Source organism: Kiloniellales bacterium (assembly GCA_030066685.1).
GTDB lineage: Bacteria > Pseudomonadota > Alphaproteobacteria > Kiloniellales > JAKSBE01 > JAKSBE01.
This window is the reverse complement of the sequence record JASJBF010000034.1, coordinates 1-17122: the sequence shown is the minus strand read 5'-3', so window position 1 is coordinate 17122 and position 17122 is coordinate 1. Positions and strand designations below refer to the sequence as shown.

Here is a 17122-nt window from a genome sequence, read left to right as displayed (position 1 = left end):
GAGTTCAGGGCGGCGAAGGCCGTCAATAACCCAGCGTGAGGGCGCCGGGCCGGCGCGGGTCCGAGGCCCCGGTCCAGCCGCCCTCGATGCGCAGCAGGGACTGCGTCGACCCCATGGCGTTCTTGACCACCACGCGGTGCCCCTTCCGGGCCAGCAGGCTCAGAGAATCGGGGCTGAGGCCCGGCTCGACGCGCAGTTCGTCGGGTAGCCATTGGTGATGGATGCGCGGCGCGGCTGAGGCCGCGGCCACGTTCATTCCGTGGTCGACGGTATTGAGGATGATCTGCAGGACCGTGGTGATGATCCGGCTGCCGCCGGGACTGCCGGTCACCAGCCAGGGCTTGCCGTCCTTGAAGACCAGGGTCGGGGTCATCGAGCTCAAGGGCCGCTTGCCGGGCTCGATCGCGTTGGCCTCGCCGCCGATCAGCCCGTAGGCGTTGGGCGTACCGGGCTTGGCCGAGAAGTCGTCCATCTCGTTGTTCAGCAAGATTCCGGTGCCCTTGGCGACGATGCCGCTGCCGTAGCTGAAGTTGATGGTATAGGTGTTGGAGACCACGTTGCCGAAGCGGTCGGCGACCGAGAAGTGGGTGGTCTCGTTGCTCTCGTAGGGCGCCGGGTCCCCTGGCCCGATCTCGGCCGCGGCGAGGGCGCGCGCCTGGTCGATCCGCTGCCTGAGGCGGCTGGCGTAGGCCTTGGAGGTCAGGCCGCGCTGCGGCACGGCCCAGAAGTCCGGATCGCCGAGGTGCTGGCTGCGGTCGGCATAGGCCAGCTTCATCGCCTCGGCCATGACGTGGAGCGTCGCCGCGGAGCCCGCGCCCATCTCAGCCAGCGGATAGGATTCCAGCAGGTTGAGGATCTGGACCAGGTGGATGCCGCCCGAGGAGGGCGGCGGCATGGAGGCGATCTCGTAACCCCGGTAGCGGCCGGTCACCGGCGCGCGCCAGGCCACGTCGTAAGCGGCCAGATCGGCTTCGGTGATCAGGCCTCCGTTGGCATTCATGTCGGCGGCGATCCGCCGGCCGATCTCGCCCGTGTAGAAGGCCTCCGGACCTTTGAGGGCGATCTCCTTGAGGCTCCAGGCCAGGTCCGCCTGGACCAGGCGTTCGCCGGCGCGGTAGGGGCTGCCGTCGGCCTTGAAGAAGATGCGCGCGGTCTCAGGCCAGGCCTTCATCCGGTCGGCCCGCGCGGCCAGGCCCTCGGCCAGGAACGGCGAGACGGTCACGCCCTCCTCGGCGAGCCGGATCGCCGGCGCCAGGATTTCGGCCAGGGTCAGGCGGCCGAAGCGCGCCTGGGCCGCGGCGAGGCCGGCGACCGTTCCGGGCACCCCGGCGGAGAGATAGCTGAAGCGCGCCCGCTGGTTGTCGACCTCGCCGTCCGGGCCGAGAAAGAGGTCCCGACCGGCCGCCGCCGGCGCCTCCTCGCGATAGTCCAGCGCCAGGGTCTCGCCGGACTCGGCCATGTGGATCAGCATGAAGCCGCCGCCGCCCAGGTTGCCGGCGCGCGGCAGGGTGACCGCCAGGGCGAAGCCGACGGCCACCGCGGCATCGACGGCATTGCCGCCGCGCTTCAGGACCTCCAGGCCGATCCGGGTCGCCGTCGCCTCCTGCGACGCGACCATCCCCTGGGTCCCGACGACGGGGTGGAAGATGTCCTGCGGCGAAAGGATGGCCTGTTCGGCCGAGAGCCGTCCGGGCAGCAGCAGGACCAGAAGGCAGAGCGAGGCTAGGCGGCGCATGGCGATGCTGCGTTCCTGGGTTGAATAGAACTAGGAAAGCCTAAAGCCTGGCCGGCAACAGCGGCAAGTCCGAGCTTGCTTCAGGCGGCCAGGGCCTGCGCGGTCCTCGCCCCGCGGCGGCGGATCAGGCGATAGGCCAGGCGCGACACCCAGGGCGCCCAGGCCGCCTGGGGATTGAGGCCGGCCGCCTTGAGGGTCATGGTGACCACCCGGTCGACGTGCTTCGGCCGATAGTGCTGGAAGGCGATGCCGTGCATAAAGTCGCTCGAGCGCTGCCGGTCGTAGATCTCGCCCGCCCCCCCGTTGGCGGCGAAATGCGCATAGGCGATCTCGTCGTCCTCGGATTCGCGGATTCGGCTGAGGGCCACCGCGACACGGCGCAGGCGGCCGATGCCCTCATGTTCCAGGTAGCGCATCAGCGCCTTGTAGAACATCCGGTAGTGCCTCAGCTCGTCGGCGGCGATCCGCTTGCAGATCTCCTTCAGCACCGGCTCTCTGCAGGCCTCGGACATGGCGGCATAGTAGGAACTGGTCCCGACCTCGACGATGCAGCGGGCGACTAGCTCGCCCGAGCGCGAGCCTCGGATGGACTGCGTCGCCTCGACATCCGGCCGGAACCCGGCGATGAAGCGGTCGAAGGCGCTCTCGAAGTCGAAGCCGGGATCGGCGAGCGTCGCCCATTGGCCCAGCGCCCGGCCGTGCTGCACCTCTTCCGCCGCCCAGGCACGGGCTTCGTCCTGGAAGGCCAGATCGTCGTGAAAGACGTTGCAGAGATAGGTCGCGTAGTCGCTGCCGTTGTGCTCGACCAGACTGACCCCCTTCATGATCTGGAGGATGTGCGGATCGACCTTTTCGGCCTCGAAGCGATCCCAGGGGATATCGTCAAGCGTCCAGTGTTTCATGACCGATTCGGCAGTGGGCTTCGCATTTTCGATGAGATTGGATCGCAATCGCTCTCCGGCAAGCGCTAAAGCTTGCCATCGCTCCCGGATTCGCGCAAAGCCTCTACCCGCCAAAGATGCGCTGCCGCGGCACCCGGCCGGATCAGCCGGCGGCGGCTTCCAGAAGCGCCTCGGCGACCGCGATCTGGCGCTCGGCCGCGCGCCGCTCGTCGTCGTTGGCAGCGTCGGCCAGCTCTTCGCGCGCCGCCTGAAGCTCGACTTCGGTCTGGGCGCGGTCAATGTCGCGGACCGAGATCGCCCGTTCGGCCAGGACGGTGCAGCGCTCGGGCGTCACCTCGGCGAAGCCGCCGGCGACGAAGATCCGCTCGGTGACCTGGCCGGCATCGTGGACGGTGATGACACCGGTCTTCACGCTCGAGACCAGGGGAGCATGCCGCGGCAGGACGCCGAAGTCGCCCTCTGCGCCGGGGACGACCACCATGTCGGCCTCCACCGAGAGCAGAAGCCGCTCCGGCGACACCAGTTCGAACGCAACCTTGCCCTCGGCCATGGCGGGGGCCTCCCTGTGGCTAGAGCGGGATGACATGAAGCCGACCCAGCTTCATGTCTGAATCCCGCTCTCTTTCAAAAGTCTAGAGCACGATTCAGACAAGAGGTCGATCCGACCTCATGTCATTGTTGCTCTACGCGGCTTCGGCCGCCATCTTCTGCGCCTTCGCCACCGCGTCGTCGATGGTGCCGACCATGTAGAAGGCCGCTTCCGGCAGGTGGTCGTACTCGCCGGCGACAATGCCCTTGAACCCGCGGATGGTGTCCTCAAGCGCGACGAAGACACCGGGGCTGCCGGTGAAGACCTCGGCCACGTGGAAGGGCTGTGACAGGAAGCGCTGAATCTTGCGCGCCCGGGCGACGGTCAGCTTGTCCTCTTCCGAGAGCTCGTCCATGCCCAGGATGGCGATGATGTCCTGCAGCGCCTTGTAGCTCTGCAGGACCCGCTGAACCTCGCGCGCGACGTTGTAGTGGTCCTCGCCGATGACCCGGGGATCGAGGATGCGGCTGGTCGAGTCCAGCGGATCGACGGCCGGATAGATGCCGAGCTCGGCGATCTGGCGCGACAGGACGGTGGTGGCGTCCAGGTGCGAGAAGGAGGTCGCTGGCGCCGGATCGGTCAGGTCGTCCGCGGGCACGTAGATCGCCTGGACCGAGGTGATCGAGCCCTTCTTCGTGGTCGTGATCCGCTCCTGCAGGGTGCCCATGTCGGTCGCCAAGGTCGGCTGGTAGCCGACCGCGGAGGGAATCCGGCCGAGCAGCGCCGAGACCTCGGAGCCGGCCTGAGTGAAGCGGAAAATGTTGTCGACGAAGAACAGGACGTCCTGGCCTTCCTCGTCGCGGAAGTACTCGGCCAGGGTCAGACCGGTCAGGCCGACCCGGGCGCGGGCCCCCGGCGGCTCGTTCATCTGGCCGTAGACCAGCGCCGCCTTGGAGTCACCCTCGAGCTGGATGACGCCGGACTCCATCATCTCGTGATAGAGGTCGTTGCCCTCGCGGGTCCGCTCGCCGACCCCGGCGAAGACCGAATAGCCGCCGTGACCCTTGGCGATGTTGTTGATCAGCTCCATGATGATCACGGTCTTGCCGACCCCGGCGCCGCCGAAGAGGCCGATCTTGCCGCCCTTCTGGTAGGGCTCCAGCAGGTCGACAACCTTGATCCCCGTGGTCAGCATCTCGGCTTCGGTCGACTGGTCGACGTAGTCCGGCGCGGAGCGGTGGATCGGGTAGGTCATCTTGGTCTCGACCGGGCCGCGCTGATCGATCGGCTCGCCGATGACGTTGATGATCCGGCCCAGGGTCTCCGGGCCGACCGGCACGTTGATCGGCGCCCCGGTGTCGGTGACCTCGGCGCCGCGAACCAGACCTTCGGTGGAGTCCATGGCGATGGTCCGCACCGTGTTTTCGCCCAGGTGCTGGGCAACCTCGAGGACCAGCCGGTTACCCTGGTTTTCGGTCTCCAGCGCGTTCATGATCGCCGGCAGGTCGCCTTCGAACTGGACGTCGACCACGGCCCCCATGACCTGCGTGATGCTGCCGACAACGTTCTTGGCCATTGCGTGCCTTCTCCTCTGTCTCGGCGGCGGCCTCTAGAGGGCCTCAGCGCCGGATACGATTTCGATCAGTTCCTTGGTGATGCCGGCCTGACGCGCCCGGTTGTACTGCAGGGTCAGGGCGCCGATCATCTCGCCGGCGTTGCGGGTCGCGCTGTCCATTGCGGTCATGCGCGCGCCGTGCTCGCTGGCGTTGTTCTCCAGAAGCGCCTTGAAGACCTGGATCGAAAGGTTGAGCGGAAGGAGCTCGTCCAGGATCTCCTGCTCCTCGGGCTCGTATTCGTAGACCGCACCGCCGGCGGCGGCGCTGGACCCGGCCGGCGCCTCGCCCTCCTCGGCCTCGGGCAGCGCGAAGGGGATCAGCTGCTGCGGCGTTACGATCTGGGTGATTGCGGACTTGAAGCGGGCGTAGATGATCGTGCAGACGTCGAACTCCCCGGCCTCGAAGAGCTGGGTGATGCGGCCGGCGATCATCTTGGCGGCGTCGAAGTTGACGTTCGGCTTTGTCACATTCTCCAGGGTCTCGAGGATCAGCCGGTCATAGCTGCGGCGCAGCTGGTCGCGGCCCTTGCGGCCGACGCAGAGGATCTTGACGGTCTTCCCAGCTTCGACCAGGTCGTCGATGCGCCGCCGGGCCTCGCGTGCGATGTTTGCGTTGAAGCCGCCGCAAAGGCCGCGGTCGGCGGTCGCGACCACCAGGAGATGGACCTCGTCCTTGCCGCTGCCGGCCAACAGGGGCGGCGCGCCTGGCCGCTCCGCCGCGCCCTCGGCCAGGGAGGCCAGCATGCGCTCCATGCGCTCGGCATAGGGGCGTGAGGCCTCGGCCTGCTCCTGGGCCCTGCGCAGCTTGGCTGCAGCCACCATCTTCATGGCCGAGGTGATCTTTTGCGTCGACTTGACGCTGCCAATGCGAACTCTGAGGTCCTTGAGGCTCGGCATGGGAGGCTCGCTCGCCTTTGGTCGTGCGGTCGGTTACGCGAAGGTCTTGGCGAAGGTGTCCATGAAGGCCTTGAGCTTCTCCTCCGTGGCGTCGCTGATCGCCTTCTCGCTGCGGATCGCTTCCAGCATGTCGCCGCCCTTGTCGCGCACCTCGGAGAGCAGCTGCTGCTCGAAGCGGGTCACGTCGTTCAGGCCGATCCCATCCAGGTAGCCGCGGACGCCGGCGAAGATCACCACCACCTGCTCCTCGACGGTCAGCGGCGAGTACTGCGACTGCTTCAGCAGCTCGGTCAGCCGCGCGCCGCGCGCCAGCAGGCGCTGGGTCGAGGCGTCGAGATCCGAGGCGAACTGGGCGAAGGCCTCCATCTCGCGGAACTGGGCCAGCTCCAGCTTGATGGTGCCGGCGACCTGCTTCATGGCCTTGATCTGGGCCGCCGAGCCGACGCGGGAGACCGAGAGCCCGACGTTCACCGCAGGGCGGATGCCGCGGTAGAACAGGGCCGTCTCGAGGAAGATCTGGCCGTCGGTGATCGAGATGACGTTGGTCGGGATGTAGGCCGAGACGTCGCCGGCCTGGGTCTCGATGACCGGCAGCGCGGTCAGGGAACCGGCGCCCTGGTCGTCATTCATCTTGGCCGCCCGCTCCAGCAGCCGGGAATGCAGGTAGAAGACGTCGCCGGGAAAGGCCTCGCGGCCCGGCGGGCGGCGCAGCAGCAGCGACATCTGGCGGTAGGCGACGGCCTGCTTGGACAGGTCGTCGTAGAAGATCACCGCATGCATGCCGTTGTCGCGGAAGTACTCGCCCATGACGCAGGCAGTGTAGGGCGCGAGGTACTGCAGCGGCGCCGGCTCGGACGCCGTGGCGGCGATCACGATGGAGTACTCCAGCGCGCCGTTATCCTCCAGGGTCTTGACCAGCTGCGCCACCGAGGAGCGCTTCTGCCCGACCGCGACGTAGATGCAGTAGAGCTTCTGCGACTCGTCGCCGCTGGCGTTGATCGACTTCTGGTTCAGGATGGTGTCGACGATGATCGCGGTCTTGCCGGTCTGGCGGTCGCCGATGATCAGCTCGCGCTGGCCGCGGCCAATGGGAATCAGGCTGTCGATCGCCTTGAGGCCGGTCTGCATCGGCTCGTGCACCGACTTGCGCGGGATGATGCCCGGCGCTTTGACCTCGACCTGCTGGCGCTCGGCGCCTTCGATCGGACCCTTGCCGTCGATCGGATTGCCGAGGGCGTCGACCACGCGGCCGAGCAACGCCTTGCCGACCGGCGCGTCGACGATGCGCCCGGTGCGCTTGACCGTGTCGCCTTCCTTAATGTCGCGGTCGTCGCCGAAGATCACGATGCCGACGTTGTCGACCTCGAGATTCAGCGCCATACCGCTGATCTCGCCGGGGAACTCGACCAGCTCGCCCGCCTGCACGTTGTCGAGGCCGTAGACGCGGGCCACGCCGTCGCCGACCGAGAGGACCTGACCGACCTCCGCGACATCGGCCTCGGTGCCGAAGTTATCGATCTGCTCCTTCAGAATGGCCGAGATTTCGGCGGCGCGGATGTCCATCACCCGATCCCTTTCATGGCAAACTCGAGCTTACGAAGTTTGGATTTCAGCGAGCCGTCGATCATGCGGCTGCCGACCCTCACGATCAGGCCGCCGATCAGGCTTTCGTCGACCCTGAGGTCCATCTGGACCTTGTCGCCATATTCCCTGCGCAGGACCTTGTCGAGCGCGCTCCGCTGCGTGTCGCTGAGCGGTGCGGCCGAGGTCACCTCGGCGGTGACTTCGCCGCGGCGCCTGGCCAGCTCGGCCAGGAAGGCGTCGATCATCTGCGGCAGCGCGAAGAGGCGCCGGTTCTGGGCGACCGTCAGGACGAAGCGCCGTGCCAGATCGCCGGCGCCGGACTTGTCCAGGATCGCGGTCAGCGCCTGGCCCTGCTGCTCGCGCGAAAAGAGCGGGCTCCGGATCAGCCGCTGCAGGTCCTCGCTGTCGCCGAGGATCTCGCGCAGGCCGCGCAGGTCTGCCGCGACCGGGTCAAGTTCCTTCTTGTCGTCGGCCAGTTCGAACAAGGCCGCCGCGTAGCGGCCGGCGAGGCCGCTGGCGCTGGTGCTGTCGGCTGCCAAACCCGATGCCCCCTTGTGGTGACCCGCAGCCTTTCAGTGGGGCTGCTCTCCCGTGTGTGCCTTGAATTTGCTGTTTGATCGCCGCTTTTCAAGGCGGGCGTGTGGTATCACAGCCCCAGGGGGCGCGCAAGACGACTTGCGCCGCCTTGCAGCCCGGGAATTCAAGGTGGAATCGAAGTCGGGAATCAGCCCTCGGCGGGCCCCGGCATCATCTTCTTCAAGCCCTCCTGCATTTCCTCCAGAGGGACGTCGCGGATGTGCTGCGCCATGGCCCAATCGTGGCCGAAGGGACAGCGCAGCTTGCCGTAGCGGTCGCCCCAAAACATGTCCTCCGGCGGCATGATGGCTTCGGCACCGGCTTCGACCGCCACCTTGTACGCGGCGTCGATATCCCGGACGTGCAGATGGATGGTGACCGAGGTGCCACCGACCTTCACCGGCGAAAAGCTGCCCCATTGCGGAAACTCGTCGGCGAGGAAGATCACGCCGTTGCCGTGGCGCAGCTCGGCATGGACGATGCTGCCGCCGTCCGGGCTCTCCATGCGCATGACCTCCTCCATACCGAAGGCCCGCTTGTAGAATTCCAGCGCATCGGCCGCGCCCTCGACCACCAGATGCGGGATCACGCTCGCGGTCGTGCCCGCCTGCGAGTCGTCGGTCATGGTTCTCGCTCCCTGTCCGTCGTTTCATCCAAGAGAACAATACAAGAACACACCCTGCCGGGAGTCAAGGCGGGCACAGGTCTGTCATGAAGATTTCACGCTTGCGCCCTTTCGGCCTTTCGCCTCTGATCCCAGCCACGGCAGATCAGGAGGGCCGAATGCGCGAGATCGAGGTCGACCTCTACAGCGACACCCAGACCCGGCCGACGCCGGCAATGCGCAAAGCCATCGCCGAGGCTGAGGTCGGCGACGAGCAGCGCGGCGAGGACCCGACCGTCAACCGCCTGCAGGAGACGGTCGCCGAGCTGCTTGGCAAGGAGGCCGCGGTCTTCCTGCCGTCGGGCACCATGTGCAACGAGATCGCCTACCGGGTGCACGGCCGCCCGGGGCAGGAGATCATCCTCGACCAGACCGCCCACGCCATCCACTACGAGGCCGGCGGCCCGGCCGCGCTCTGCGGCCTGATGACCCGGCCGCTGGCGGGCGCGCGGGGCATCTTCACGGCGGCGCAGGTCGAGGCGGCGCTGCGACCCAAGGACAGCCGCCACGAGCCGCAGTCGGCCATCGTCTCGATCGAACAGACCAGCAATCAGGGCGGCGGCAGCGTCTGGCCCCTGGCGCAGATCCGCGAGGTCGCGGCCAAGGCGAAGGAGCACGGCCTCGCGGTCCACATGGACGGCGCGCGCCTGATGAACGCCGTGGTCGCCTCGGGCGTCCCCGCGCGCGACTACGCCGCACCCTGCGACTCGGTCTGGATCGATCTCTCCAAGGGCCTGGGCTGTCCGGTCGGGGCCGTCCTTGCCGGCGATGCCGACTTCATCGAGGCGGCCTTCCGCAGCAAGCACCTCTTCGGCGGCGCGATGCGCCAGGCCGGAATCATCGCCGCCGCCGGCGTCCACGCCCTGGCGCACCACGTCGAGCGACTGGCCGAGGACCATGCCAAGGCGCGCCGCCTGGCTCAGGGCCTGGCGCAGATCAAGGGCATCTCGATCGACCCGGCGAGCGTCGAGACCAACCTGGTCTTCTTCGAGGTCGAGGAGAGCACCGGCCTGACCGCCCCGGAGCTCTCCCAGCGCCTGGAGGAGGGCCACGGCGTGCGCATCGGCGATGCCGACCAGCGCCGCCTGCGCGCCGTCACCCACCTCGACGTCCCCGAGGACGGCGTCGACACGGCCCTGGCGGCCGTGCGCGCGGTGCTGGCGGACTAACCGACCCGACTCGCTGTCATGCCCGGACTTGATCCGGGCATCCATGCTGCGGGCGGCACGATGGATCCCCAGGTCGAGCCCGGGGAGGACAGCGGTGTGGATGCGGATCGAAGCGACATGTCCGGCATTCACAAAAAGCTGTAGGGATCGACGTCGATCTTGAGGCGCAGGCTGCCCGGCAGCTTGACCTGGGCGGTCCAGGCGCGGAGCAGGTCCTGGAGCTTCACCTCGCGGCGGGCGCGGACCAGGAAGCGGCGGCGGTGCAGGCCGCGCAGGATGGCGAGGGGCGCCGGGGCCGGGCCCAGGACCTGGAGGCCCTGGTTTTGCGGCGCGCAGCGGGCGAGGTCGCGCGCCGCGCCGTCGACCGGCTCCGGGTCGGGGCCGGAGAGGATGAGGGCGGCCAGGCGGGTGAAGGGCGGCATGCCGGCCTGGCGCCGCTGCTCGGCCTCGACCTCCAGGAAGCGGTCGCGGTCGCCGGAGACCAGGGCCTGCATCACCGGATGCTCGGGCTGGGTGGTCTGCAGCAGGACGCGGCCGGGGCGCTCGGCCCGGCCGGCGCGGCCGGCGACCTGGTGCAGCAGCTGGAAGGTGCGCTCCCCGGCGCGCAGGTCCCCGCCCATCAGGCCGAGATCGGCGTCGACCACGCCGACCAGGGTCAGATAGGGGAAGTGGTGGCCCTTGGCGACCACCTGGGTGCCGATCAGGAGGTCGAGCTCGCGGTCGCGGACCTGGCGCAGCAGCTCGGCCGCCGCCGCCGGGCCGGTCAGGGTGTCGCTGGACAAGAGCGCGGTCCGGGCCTCGGGGTAGAGCGCGGCGACCTCCTCGGCCAGGCGCTCGACCCCCGGGCCGCAGGCGGCCAGGGAGTCCTCGGCCTGGCAGGCCGGGCAGTGCCGGGGCAGCGCCAGGACGTGGCCGCAGTGATGGCACTGCAGGCGCCCGGCCAGGCGGTGCTCGACCAGCCAGGCGGTGCAGTTGGGACAATCGAGCCGGTGGCCGCAGGCGCGGCAGAGGGTCAGCGGCGCGTAGCCCCGGCGGTTCAGGAACAGCAGGGCCTGCTCCCCGGCCGCCAGGGCCTCGCGCACGCCCTGGCGCAGGGCTTCGGACAGCCAGCTCTGGCCCAGGCCCTGGATCCGAGGCGGCCGGTCCCGGCGCAGGTCGACCAGGGTGACCTCGGGCAGGCCGGCGGCGCCGTGGCGCTCGGGCAGGCGCAGCTCTTCGTAGCGGCCGCGCTCGACGTTGACCACGGTCTCGAGCGAGGGGGTCGCCGAGACCAGGACCACGGGATGTTCGCCCAGTTGGCCGCGGACCACCGCCATGTCGCGGGCCTGGTAGACGACGCCGTCCTCCTGCTTGAAGGCGGGATCGTGCTCCTCGTCGACCACGATCAGGCCGAGATCGGGATAAGGCAGAAAGAGCGCCGAGCGGGCGCCAACCACCACCGGCGCCTGGCCCCGGGCCACCGAGCGCCAAGTCAGGCGGCGCTCGGCCGCGGTCAGGTCGGAGTGCCAGACCGCCGGCAGCACGCCGAAGCGCGCCTTGAAGCGCTCCAGCCAGACGGCCGAGAGCGCGATCTCGGGCAGCAGCACCAGGACCTGGCGGCCGGCGCGCAGGGCCTCGGCCAGGGCCTCCAGGTAGACCTCGGTCTTGCCGGCGCCGGTGACGCCGTCGAGCAGGGTCACCGAGAAGCCGCCGGCCGCGACCTTGGCGCGCAGCGACGCAGCGGCCTCGGACTGGCCGGCGGTCAAGTCGGGGCCGGGCCGCTCCGGATCGGGGTGCTCGAAGGGCGGGGGCGGTGGCAGCTCGACGGACTCCAGGGCCCCGGCCTCCAGCAGGCCCTTGACCACCGAGACCGAGACCCCGGCGGCGCGCGCAACCTCGGTCGCGGGCCGGGCCGGACCCGCGGCCAGCTCGGCCAGGACCCGGCGCCGCGCCGGGGTCAGGCGGAGGCCCAGGGACACGGGATCCGCCGCCGGGCGCACGGCCTGGATCGGCCGTGGCGGCAGGAAGGCGTCGCGCACGCTGAGGCAGAGCTTGAGGACCGCGCCGGGGGGCGTCACCGTGTAATCCGCCATCCATTCGACGAAGCGCCGCTCCGCCTCGGACAGGGGCGGCAGGTCGAGGCTGCCGATCACCGCCTTGAGCTTGTCCGCCGGCACCGAATCGGCGCCGGCCGGGTCGTCCCAGACGACTCCGACGACCTCGCGGTTGCCGAGCGGCGCCCGCACGATTCGGCCGGGCACGAGCGTCTCGCCGGGCGGCGCGAGGTAGTCGTAGGTTCCTGCGAGGGGCAGCGGCAGAAGCACGGAAAGCCGTGCCCTTTCCGGGCCTTGCTGCAGGCCGGGCAGGACGGCGGCGGCGGAACTGGCGTGGTGCTCGGGCATCGGCTACACTCTAGCCAAGTGAGCGCGCGCCGGCCAATCCGGCCGCGATTGCCCCGTCCGGGCGGCCGGCAGGCGTCCGATCGGCACTTTCGGGAGGCTGGATGCAGTTCTTCATCGACACCGCCGACGTGGCCGAGATCCGCGATCTCGCAGCGACCGGACTGGTCGACGGCGTGACCACGAACCCCTCGCTGGTCGCGAAATCCGGCCGGGACTTCTTCGAGGTGCTGGCGGAGATCTGCGCGCTGGTGCCGGGCCCGGTCAGCGCCGAGGTCACCGCCACCGAGCATCAGGCCATGCTCGCCGAAGGCCGCCGACTGGCCCAGGTCGCCGACAACGTCGTGATCAAGGTGCCGCTGACCCCGGAGGGCCTGAAGGCCTGCCGCGCCTTCACCGACGAGGGCACCAAGGTCAACGTCACGCTCTGCTTTTCGCCCGCCCAGGCGCTGCTGGCCGCCAAGGCCGGGGCGCGCTACATCTCGCCCTTCATCGGCCGCCTCGACGACATTTCCGTCGACGGCCTGCAGCTGATCGCCGACATCGTGGAGATCTACGATGCCTATCCGGCGATCGGCACCGAAGTCCTGGTGGCCTCGGTGCGCCATCCGCTGCACGTGGTCGAATCGGCGAAGCTGGGCGCCCACGTCGCCACCATTCCGCCGGCCGTCCTGCGCGCGATGTTCAAGCACCCCTTGACAGACAAGGGTCTGGCGGCCTTTCTCGACGACTGGGCCAAGACCGGCCAGAAAATACTGAGCGATGACAATGCCGCGGAACCGGAGCGACGCAGCGCCTGAATCCCCCGCCGAGAAGCGGGCGGCCGGGCCGACGGAGTCCGAGGTCGCCGCCTACCTGCGGGCGCACCCGGACTTCCTCGAGCGCAACGGCGACCTGATCGAGATCCTGACCCCGCCGAGCCCCAACGCGGAGCCGCCGGTGCGCGGTCGCGGCGCCGTGGTCGACCTGCAGAACTACATGCTGGAGCGCCTGCGCAAGGAGCTCGACGGCCTGCGCGACACGATCGACGACATGGTCGTCAACAGCCGCGCCAACTTGAACCACCAGATCCGAATTCACCAGGCGGTGCTGGCCCTTGTCGCCGCCGGCTCCTTCGAGCACCTGATCGAGACGGTGACTACCGACCTGGCGATCGTGCTCGACCTCGACGTGGTCACGCTCTGCGTCGAGCCGGCCGAGGGCAGCCTGCCGCCGCGGCGCATCTCCGGCCTGCAGCAGCTCGCCCCCGGCACGATCGGCACGCTGCTGGGCGACAAGCGCTCGGTCCTTCTGCGCCCCGAGGTCGCCGGCGACCCGGAGATCTTCGGCGCGGCCGCCGGCCTGGTCCGCTCCGACGCGCTGATCCGCCTGGACATCGCGCCGGCAGCGCCGCCGACACTGATCGCCTTCGGCTCGCGCCAGCCCGACCACTTCCACCCGGGCCAGGGCACCGAGCTCCTGAACTTCCTCGCCCGGGTGCTGGAGATCACCATCCGCGCATGGCTGGACCTGCCGGCCTGACCGACTTGGAGGCGGCCTGCGCCGCCGACCTGCGCGCCGCCGTCGCCGACTGGGTGGCTTGGCTCGCGCAGCAGAAGCGGGCCTCGCCGCACACCCTCGCGGCCTATCGGCGGGACCTTGCCGACTTCCTCGGCTTTCTCGCCAAGCACCTGGGCGGGCGCCCCGACCTCGGCGACCTGGCGCGGCTGCGGCCGGCCGACTTCCGGGCCTGGCTCAGCGCGCGGGCGAGGGCCGGGCTGGGCCGCCGCTCCCAGGCCCGGGCACTCTCGGTGCTGCGCGGATTCTTCCGCTGGCTGCAGCGCGAAGGCCTGGTCGAGAACCCGGCCGTCGGCAGCCTGCGCGCGCCGCGCCCGCCGGCAAGCCTGCCCCGGGCGCTGACCCCGGAGGAGGCGGCGCGCAGCCTGGAGACGGTCACTGAGCTCAGCGACGAGGACTGGATCGGCAAGCGCGACCTGGCGGTCCTCATGCTGCTCTACGGCTGCGGCCTGCGGATCGGCGAGGCGCTCTCCCTGACCGCCGCCGAGGCACCGCGGCCGCGCCAGGAGGCCCTGACCGTGCGCGGCAAGGGCCGCAAGGAGCGCAGCCTGCCGCTGCTGCCGGCGGTGATCGAGGCGGTCCAGGCCTATCTCGCCGCCTGTCCCTACCCACTGCGTCCCGAGGGGCCGCTGTTCCTCGGCCAGCGCGGCGGCGCGCTCGGCCCGCGGCGGATCCAGGAGAAGGTCCGGGAGCTGCGCGTCCTGCTTGGCCTGCCGGAGGACGCGACGCCGCACGCCCTGCGCCATTCCTTCGCCACCCACCTGCTCGGGGCCGGCGGCGACCTGCGCGCGATCCAGGAGCTGCTCGGCCACGCCTCGCTCTCGACCACCCAGCGCTACACCGCGGTCGACGGCGCGCGCCTGCTCGGTGTCTACGACGCCGCCCACCCCCGGGCGCGGGGCTAGGCCCGACCTTTCCACCCTATCGAGCCGGCCAAGGCCAAGGTCGGTCGAGTCCTGGGGATTTGTGCCCCGACTAGATCAAACTGCGCTCAATTGGTATCAATTGAGCGCAGATAATTTGATCTATTCCATATAGATAGAGCAGCTTATCTGCGTTCGAAAGAACGCAGGCTGCTCTAGGCAGGAAATCAGGAACCTGTTCCCATATCTTTGGGAAGACTGCACTCCTGCGTCGTGGAGGCACCGGCGGCGGGCCGTGCGCGCAGTCACCCGGCAGCCGAGAAGGCGGTCGAGGTCTCCGACGCCGAGCATCGCTATTCGGTGACCGGGAAGTTCCAGGGCTTCGAGTTCGGCGAGCTTCGAAGCGACGCCCCGTCAGTCGCGTTCGGCTTCTTGGGGTTTCGGCTCCGGATCGGGGGCTTTCTCGGTCGCGATCTGCCGGACCTTGTCCCGGGAGTCGTAGGTGATCTTCGTGATGTAGGTCTCGCCCTGAACCGCCTCGATCGGCGTTCCCACCAGTTCCCACAAGCCCAGGGTGAGGACGTCAGCGACCCCGTGCGCGACCGCTCGGCCCGCGCTTGGCTCGTCGCCGATCTCGTATTCGTAGGTGTCGATGCGCTCGCCGTTGCGCCCGGCCTCGGTCTTGATCGGGGCGCCCAGGTGGAGCTCGACCTCGCCGCGCGTGGCCCCGACTCTGATCACGCTCAGGTCGGGGTTTTCATCGCCGCTGAGAGCCATGCCGACCGAACAGCCGGGCGTGGCCCCGAGGACCAGCAGCGCCAGCGCGGCGGCCGGCATGAAAGCGTTTCTCATGGATTGCGATCCCTCTTCTTGCCTCGGATGGCCAGCCAGCAACCAGGGTTAGAAGTAGGGGCAGAAGGGTTAAGAAGGCATTTCCGCGACGTGAGCGAGTGCGGGTCCGGCCGTGTCGGCGGGCCGAGCCTCGCGTCGCCTCACGGGATGACCCGGGCTTCCCGGAACTCGGCGAAGAGGCGCAGGAACATCTCCTCGCTGTCCAGGACCTCGGGAAAGCCGGCCTGGCGGATCTTGGTGGTGCTGCTCATGACGTCGTAGTCGCAGCCCAGGCAGTAGTCGCCGAAGGGCCAGGCGGCGAGGCTCTCGAAGCTGTTGGGCTGCAGGCCGTGCCGGCGGACGATCTCGTCCCAGACCGGGGCCTTGTCGGCCATGGTCTCGGTCAGGCGCTGGGTCTCGATCGGCCCGGGCTCCATCCCAAAGAAGTCGGCCAGGCGCGGCCAGAGGTTCTGCCAGCGGAAGAAGTCGCCGTTGGTCAGGTTGAAGGCTTGGTCCGCGGCGGCCTCGGCGGTCGCCGCCCAGACCTGGCCGCGCGCCAGCAGGCCGGCGTCGGCGACCTGGTAGAGCGCCCGGAAGGCCCCCTCCTTGCCGGGATAGGCGAAGGACAGGCCCAGGTGCTTGCGGATCGCCGCGTAGACCCCGATCAGGGTCATGAGGTTCATCGCCGAGCCGAGCGAGAAGCCGCAGACCGTCTGCGGCCGCAGGCTGCACCAGGACCAGGGCCGCGCCGCGGCCAGGTCCCGCAGGAAGTCCTCCTGGTCGTGGTAGAACATCGGCGGTGGGCAGCGCGGATCGTCCTCCTTGGCCGGGGTCTTGAAGGGCCCGAGGTGGGAGCCGTACCACTTGGTGCCCTCGACCAGCACCACCCGCTGCAGATCTCTTGCCGCCGGGTCCAGGGCCTCGAGGCAGTTGCGCAGCAGCGCAAGGTTGGGCGCGACTTGGGCCGCCTGGTCGGGCGCGTTCACGAAGGCCGCGTAGAAGACGTGGGTGACCTCGGCGAGGCTGCCCAGCTTGGCCACGGCGTCGTCGGGATCCAGCAGGTCGACCGCCAGGTAGCGCGACCAGGCCGAGTGGCTCTCGACCGGCGGCCGGCGCGAGATGCCGATCGCGTGCCAGTCCGGCAGGCCGTCGAGGTGCTGCATGAGGCCGCGTCCGATGACTCCTGTCGCGCCGACCACCAGCGCCGTCTTGATCGCCTCCGCCATGAGCCTCCGCGCCTCCCTCGATGCCATGACCCGGCTTGCCCGGCCGGGCGCTTTTCCTATACTCGCGCGGCTTCGTCCTCGGGGGAAAGGGGCTTGGAGGGGTTATGAGCGAGATCAAGAAGGTCGTGCTGGCCTATTCGGGAGGATTGGACACCTCGGTCATCCTGAAATGGCTGCGGGAGACCTACGGCTGCGAGGTGGTCACCTTCACCGCCGACCTCGGCCAGGGCGAGGAGGTCGAGCCGGCGCGCAAGAAGGCCGAGCTGCTGGGTATCCGGCCGGAGAGCATCTTCATCGAGGACCTGCGCGAGGACTTCGTGCGCGACTACGTCTTCCCGATGTTCCGGGCCAACGCGGTCTACGAGGGGGTCTACCTGCTCGGCACCTCGATCGCCCGGCCGCTGATCGCCAAGCGCCAGATCGAGATCGCCGCCGAGACCGGCGCCGACGCCGTGGCCCATGGCGCCACCGGCAAGGGCAACGACCAGGTCCGCTTCGAGCTCGGCTACTACGCCCTCAACCCCGACATCAAGGTGATCTCGCCCTGGCGCGAGTGGGACCTGAACAGCCGCCAGGCCCTGATCGACTTCGCCGAG

The 17122-nt window shown here is 69.4% G+C and carries 16 protein-coding genes; 5 read left to right on the top strand and 11 right to left on the bottom strand.

Going from position 1 to position 17122, the window contains the following annotated elements; all coding sequences use genetic code 11:
• Positions 1–22: 22 nt before the first annotated feature.
• The 8 genes from ggt to QNJ30_19745 form a co-directional block, all read right to left on the bottom strand.
• Positions 23–1735: a gamma-glutamyltransferase gene (ggt, locus tag QNJ30_19780; protein MDJ0945715.1), complete on the bottom strand. Its 1713-nt coding sequence runs from the start codon at positions 1733–1735 to the stop codon at positions 23–25.
• Between the two features lie 80 nt (positions 1736–1815).
• On the bottom strand, positions 1816–2637 hold the full coding sequence (locus tag QNJ30_19775) for a ferritin-like domain-containing protein (GenBank protein ID MDJ0945714.1): 822 nt from the start codon (positions 2635–2637) through the stop codon (positions 1816–1818).
• A 142-nt stretch (positions 2638–2779) separates the two neighbouring features.
• Positions 2780–3187, bottom strand: a complete 408-nt coding sequence (locus tag QNJ30_19770; protein MDJ0945713.1) for a F0F1 ATP synthase subunit epsilon — start codon at positions 3185–3187, stop codon at positions 2780–2782.
• Positions 3188–3320: 133 nt separating this feature from the next.
• Positions 3321–4742: a F0F1 ATP synthase subunit beta gene (gene atpD, locus QNJ30_19765; GenBank protein ID MDJ0945712.1), complete on the bottom strand. Its 1422-nt coding sequence runs from the start codon at positions 4740–4742 to the stop codon at positions 3321–3323.
• Positions 4743–4775: 33 nt separating this feature from the next.
• A complete protein-coding gene (locus QNJ30_19760) occupies positions 4776–5678 on the bottom strand; it encodes a F0F1 ATP synthase subunit gamma (protein MDJ0945711.1) in 903 nt (300 codons plus the stop codon).
• A 33-nt stretch (positions 5679–5711) separates the two neighbouring features.
• Positions 5712–7241: a F0F1 ATP synthase subunit alpha gene (gene atpA, locus QNJ30_19755; protein ID MDJ0945710.1), complete on the bottom strand. Its 1530-nt coding sequence runs from the start codon at positions 7239–7241 to the stop codon at positions 5712–5714.
• Complete coding sequence (locus QNJ30_19750) at positions 7241–7801, bottom strand: F0F1 ATP synthase subunit delta (GenBank protein ID MDJ0945709.1); 561 nt, start codon at positions 7799–7801, stop codon at positions 7241–7243. The genes atpA and QNJ30_19750 overlap by 1 nt, the downstream gene beginning before the upstream one ends.
• A 185-nt stretch (positions 7802–7986) precedes the next feature.
• The gene (locus QNJ30_19745; GenBank protein ID MDJ0945708.1) at positions 7987–8463 is read right to left on the bottom strand and encodes a VOC family protein; all 477 of its coding nucleotides are present in this window, start codon (positions 8461–8463) and stop codon (positions 7987–7989) included.
• Between the two features lie 158 nt (positions 8464–8621).
• Between QNJ30_19745 and QNJ30_19740 the strand changes: the two genes are divergently transcribed.
• Positions 8622–9671, top strand: coding sequence for a GntG family PLP-dependent aldolase (locus QNJ30_19740; protein ID MDJ0945707.1), 1050 nt, complete (start codon positions 8622–8624; stop codon positions 9669–9671).
• A 128-nt stretch (positions 9672–9799) separates the two neighbouring features.
• On the opposite strand, the gene QNJ30_19735 is transcribed toward QNJ30_19740, so the two are convergent.
• Positions 9800–12052 carry a primosomal protein N' gene (locus QNJ30_19735; GenBank protein MDJ0945706.1) on the bottom strand — a complete coding sequence of 751 codons (2253 nt, stop codon included), beginning with the start codon at positions 12050–12052 and terminating at the stop codon, positions 9800–9802.
• A gap of 101 nt (positions 12053–12153) precedes the next feature.
• Here QNJ30_19735 and fsa point away from each other — a divergent pair, with 101 nt between their 5' ends.
• The 3 genes from fsa to QNJ30_19720 are packed head-to-tail and all read left to right on the top strand — an operon-like array spanning position 12154 to position 14511.
• Entirely contained in the window at positions 12154–12849 is a 696-nt protein-coding gene (gene fsa, locus QNJ30_19730; protein ID MDJ0945705.1) for a fructose-6-phosphate aldolase, read from the top strand.
• Positions 12812–13570 carry a DUF484 family protein gene (locus QNJ30_19725; GenBank protein ID MDJ0945704.1) on the top strand — a complete coding sequence of 253 codons (759 nt, stop codon included), beginning with the start codon at positions 12812–12814 and terminating at the stop codon, positions 13568–13570. Before fsa ends, QNJ30_19725 begins: the two co-directional genes overlap by 38 nt.
• Entirely contained in the window at positions 13549–14511 is a 963-nt protein-coding gene (locus QNJ30_19720) for a tyrosine recombinase XerC (protein MDJ0945703.1), read from the top strand. The genes QNJ30_19725 and QNJ30_19720 overlap by 22 nt, the downstream gene beginning before the upstream one ends.
• 372 nt (positions 14512–14883) lie before the next feature.
• On the opposite strand, the gene QNJ30_19715 is transcribed toward QNJ30_19720, so the two are convergent.
• The gene (locus QNJ30_19715) at positions 14884–15321 is read right to left on the bottom strand and encodes a hypothetical protein (protein MDJ0945702.1); all 438 of its coding nucleotides are present in this window, start codon (positions 15319–15321) and stop codon (positions 14884–14886) included.
• A gap of 140 nt (positions 15322–15461) precedes the next feature.
• Entirely contained in the window at positions 15462–16526 is a 1065-nt protein-coding gene (locus QNJ30_19710) for an SDR family oxidoreductase (GenBank protein ID MDJ0945701.1), read from the bottom strand.
• Between the two features lie 104 nt (positions 16527–16630).
• On the opposite strand from QNJ30_19710, the gene QNJ30_19705 reads away from it, so the two are divergent.
• A partial coding sequence (locus QNJ30_19705) for an argininosuccinate synthase (protein MDJ0945700.1) occupies positions 16631–17122 on the top strand: 492 nt, incomplete at its 3' end.

Bases quoted from the DNA above. Each gene is read 5' to 3' on its own strand.
- QNJ30_19715 (MDJ0945702.1), bottom strand. From the start codon at position 15,321: ATGAGAAACGCTTTCATGCCGGCCGCCGCGCTGGCGCTGCTGGTCCTC.
- QNJ30_19740 (MDJ0945707.1), top strand. From the start codon at position 8,622: ATGCGCGAGATCGAGGTCGACCTCTACAGCGACACCCAGACCCGGCCG.
- ggt (MDJ0945715.1), bottom strand. From the start codon at position 1,735: ATGCGCCGCCTAGCCTCGCTCTGCCTTCTGGTCCTGCTGCTGCCCGGA.
- atpA (MDJ0945710.1), bottom strand. From the start codon at position 7,241: ATGGACATCCGCGCCGCCGAAATCTCGGCCATTCTGAAGGAGCAGATC.
- QNJ30_19760 (MDJ0945711.1), bottom strand. From the start codon at position 5,678: ATGCCGAGCCTCAAGGACCTCAGAGTTCGCATTGGCAGCGTCAAGTCG.
- QNJ30_19720 (MDJ0945703.1), top strand. From the start codon at position 13,549: ATGGCTGGACCTGCCGGCCTGACCGACTTGGAGGCGGCCTGCGCCGCC.
- QNJ30_19725 (MDJ0945704.1), top strand. From the start codon at position 12,812: ATGACAATGCCGCGGAACCGGAGCGACGCAGCGCCTGAATCCCCCGCC.
- QNJ30_19775 (MDJ0945714.1), bottom strand. From the start codon at position 2,637: ATGAAACACTGGACGCTTGACGATATCCCCTGGGATCGCTTCGAGGCC.
- QNJ30_19745 (MDJ0945708.1), bottom strand. From the start codon at position 8,463: ATGACCGACGACTCGCAGGCGGGCACGACCGCGAGCGTGATCCCGCAT.
- fsa (MDJ0945705.1), top strand. From the start codon at position 12,154: ATGCAGTTCTTCATCGACACCGCCGACGTGGCCGAGATCCGCGATCTC.
- QNJ30_19735 (MDJ0945706.1), bottom strand. From the start codon at position 12,052: ATGCCCGAGCACCACGCCAGTTCCGCCGCCGCCGTCCTGCCCGGCCTG.
- atpD (MDJ0945712.1), bottom strand. From the start codon at position 4,742: ATGGCCAAGAACGTTGTCGGCAGCATCACGCAGGTCATGGGGGCCGTG.
- QNJ30_19770 (MDJ0945713.1), bottom strand. From the start codon at position 3,187: ATGGCCGAGGGCAAGGTTGCGTTCGAACTGGTGTCGCCGGAGCGGCTT.
- QNJ30_19710 (MDJ0945701.1), bottom strand. From the start codon at position 16,526: ATGGCGGAGGCGATCAAGACGGCGCTGGTGGTCGGCGCGACAGGAGTC.